A 3,107-nucleotide genomic window follows, 5' to 3' on the forward strand; every position below is an offset into this window, starting at 1 on the left:
CCCGGCAGAATACCGGGATCAGGCCCTACAGGAAGCCGCATAACGGCTACCATTAAACGCGTCCAAGTTTCGGGGCGCAGTTCAGTTTCGACGAGGCCGGGGCCTTCTTTCTCTGGGATAATGAGGGGGCAAGCGTTGCGGGATGGAACGAGGAGGTTCCCATGACGGTCAACGATCATGCCTCGCAGGAGCGCTACGTGGCGCTGTACGCCTGGCTGTGCGGGCAGATGTCCCCGCGCACGCCGCACGCGGCGGACCTCTTTGCGCAGGACAGCGAGTGCCTCTACGATGCCTTCCTCTCCGTGCTTGTCGGCACGAGGCTGGGGTTCGCGGACTACGACGATAATCAAGCCCATCACGGGCTCTACGTCTTCGACTTTTTCGTCGGTGACATCGAGGCGCCGCCGCTCGGCAGGAGCGTTGATGGGCAGAGAGTGCCCGGCATGGCGGGGGACCCTGCCGCGGACGGCGCCGCCCGAGCGATGTGCCACGCGATCGTCGACACGTGGCTCGGGGACACGAGCGCACACATCCCGTTCGTGGCATCTGTGATTGCCTCCGTGGCCACCCTCGAGCTCGTCGCCGATGTGCGCGTCGACGAGTGTGTCTTTGAGTGTGAGCTGCCGCGGGAGTATGCGCGCTTCACCGCGAACAAGCCGTGGGAGGACGGGAGCCTGCCCATTGGCGCGCTGGATTTGTCCCTGGTTGCCCCTGGTCCGCTCATTCACCTCGAGGCGCGCCCGCGCTACAAGGGACAGGCCCTGTCCCCCTCGGGCTTTACCGAGGCCTTGGCATCGGCCGTGCAGATGGGGCTCTCCGTGGAGTCGTCCTCTGCGTTCGCCTTCGGTGCCGCCGCCACTCTGCGCGCTCCGCACGGGGGCCCTGAGATGCTCGGGTGGGCCGCCGACGCGGTGGCTCGCGCCCTGTCGGCCTGCGGGCACACCGGGGGAGTGCAGATCCGAACGCGCTTCGCTCACGCACCGTCGTAGCAACCGACCGCCCCGCCGTCGCGCATAACGAAGCCCCGGCCTCGTCCGTACATTTCAGACGAGGCCGGGGCAAGTTTGCTGGGGGAGAGGCCCCTTACGCGTTGGTTTTCTCGGCGGCGACGGGGGCGTCGTCCTTCCAGAAGTCCAGCTCGTCGGGGTTCAGGCCGATCGAGGACGCCGTGAAGTGCGGCTCAAGACCGGCCTTGCGCTGGGCGACGTAGTCGTTCGCGCAGCGGATGGCCTGGTTGCCCAGGATGACGATGACGGGCAGGTTAATGAGCGCCATGAGGCCCATCAGGATGTCGCCCAGGTTCCATGCGACCTCGAACTTGAGGAGCGCGCCCGCGAAGACGAGCAGCGCGGCCACGGCGCGGAAGATCGAGAGCATCCAGTGCTTCATGTGCTTGTTGCGCAGCAGGAAGCGGAAGTTCACCTCGGCGTAGTAGAAGTTACCAACCAGCGTCGTGAAGGCGAAGAGGAACAGCGCGACCGAGATGAAGACCTGCGCGACCGGCTGACCCAAAACGGTGGCCATCGCGTCCTTCACGAGAGGAGCGCCCGTCACGCCGTTGTCGTTGCCCACGCCCGAGGAGAGAACCACGAACGCGGTAAGCGTGCAGATCACCATGGTGTCGATGAAGACCGAGAGCATCTGGACGAGGCCCTGCTTGGCGGGGTGTGACACGGAGGCGGAGGCGGCGGCGTTCGGAGCGGAACCGACGCCGGCCTCGTTGGAGTAGAGGCCGCGCTTGATGCCGTACATCATGGCCGAGCCAGCGAAGCCGCCGAAGATCGCCTGGAAGTCAAAAGCACCGGCGAAGATCGCGGAGAACATCGCGGGGATGTTCTGGTAGTTGAGTGCGACGACGACGAGGCCGACGCCCAGGTAGATGATCGCCATGACGGGCACGAGCAGGCCAGTGACGTCCGTCAGGCGACGGGTGCCGCCGAAGATCGAGCCGGCCATCAGCACCGCGAGGATGGCACCGATAATCCACGGCGTCCACTCATTCGCCCAGCTGTAATGGGTGAAAGCGTCGGCGACGTTGAAGGAGGCGAGCAGGTTGAAGCCACCCATGTAGGTGAGGATAAGAACAGAGGCGAAGAGCGTGGCAAGCCAGTTCTGCTTGAGTGCCGTCTGGATGTAGTAGGCGGGGCCGCCGTAGGAGTGGTGGGGGCCCTGCTTCTTGTAGATCTGCGCAAGCGTCGACTCGATAAAGGCGGAGGCGCCGCCGAGGGTCGCGATGACCCACATCCAGAAGACAGCTCCCGCGCCGCCGAGCGTCACGGCCGTCGCCACGCCGGCAATGTTGCCGACGCCCACGCGCGACGCCGTCGACACCATCAGTGCACGGAACGAGGAGACCTCGCCTTCCTCGTGGGGAGGCTCGGTCACGACGCGGATCGCTTCCTTAAACAGACGAAGGGGCAGCGCACGCGTGCGCACAAAGAAGTACAGACCGACGCCGATCAGAAGGGCGACCAGCAGGTACGTATACATAAAGCCCGAGATCGTGTCGAGAGTGCCGGCAAGATCGAAAGCCGGACGCAGGGTTCCATTCATCGTTGTTCCTAGCGTTGATGGATGTTCGTGGACGCGGCGAGGCCGCGCTGATGGTCACGAGTATAGCGCCTCGGTCAATGGAGGGTAAAGACTTTACTAAAAAACGTGATGGCTTCGGCCATGCGCGCAGTTCAGACGCTAATGAGCGACGACTCTGCGTTGGGTTACTCGTGAATCTTGCGAGTGCTGGCGCACATTTCGCTCAAATCCTTGTGGTCTGGAGCATTAAAATCGCCGATTTTGGGACAATCTGGCGTGGTGAGCTGATGTGAATCGTTGCAATCTCACGGAAAAGTGCTGTCAGGCGCCTCTGTTGCGTTTGATTTGACGATGTCTGGAGAAGTGCGTATTGTTTTCCTTGTTGCGCCGAACGGCAGCGAACGAAGCGAGAAGCTCGGGTCGCGGAAACATGGCGCGGAACACCTTTCGAAAACGTGCGAGATATTCGTGTGCGCTCGATCGTGTGGGTGTTGTTTGTGAACTCGATAGTGTGTTTGTTTGTTTTTTATGCCTGTTTTTTGTTTTTGAGTGTTTTTGGTTGGGATTGCTGGCTG

Annotated in this window: 3 protein-coding genes; 1 reads left to right on the top strand and 2 read right to left on the bottom strand. The window is 62.5% G+C overall.

The annotated features are described in order from the left end of the window. The first annotated feature begins 161 nt into the window (after positions 1 to 161). A complete protein-coding gene (locus CYJ22_RS10005; RefSeq protein WP_101602511.1) occupies positions 162 to 989 on the top strand; it encodes a hypothetical protein in 828 nt (275 codons plus the stop codon). 94 nt (positions 990 to 1,083) lie between these two features. Here the strand turns inward: CYJ22_RS10005 and CYJ22_RS10010 are convergent, their stop codons facing one another. Both CYJ22_RS10010 and CYJ22_RS10250 read right to left on the bottom strand, forming a co-directional pair. Continuing rightward, a complete protein-coding gene (locus CYJ22_RS10010) occupies positions 1,084 to 2,553 on the bottom strand; it encodes an alanine/glycine:cation symporter family protein (protein ID WP_101602512.1) in 1,470 nt (489 codons plus the stop codon). A gap of 300 nt (positions 2,554 to 2,853) precedes the next feature. Then, positions 2,854 to 3,107, bottom strand: a 254-nt coding sequence (locus tag CYJ22_RS10250; RefSeq protein ID WP_207760537.1) for a hypothetical protein, incomplete at its 5' end; no start/stop codon positions are given.

Origin of the sequence: Schaalia odontolytica (assembly GCF_002847525.1) — a bacterium.
GTDB lineage: Bacteria > Actinomycetota > Actinomycetes > Actinomycetales > Actinomycetaceae > Pauljensenia > Pauljensenia odontolytica_B.

Coding starts and splice junctions, on each gene's coding strand:
- CYJ22_RS10005 (WP_101602511.1), top strand. CDS start 162: ATGACGGTCAACGATCATGCCTCGCAGGAGCGCTACGTGGCGCTGTAC.
- CYJ22_RS10010 (WP_101602512.1), bottom strand. CDS start 2,553: ATGAATGGAACCCTGCGTCCGGCTTTCGATCTTGCCGGCACTCTCGAC.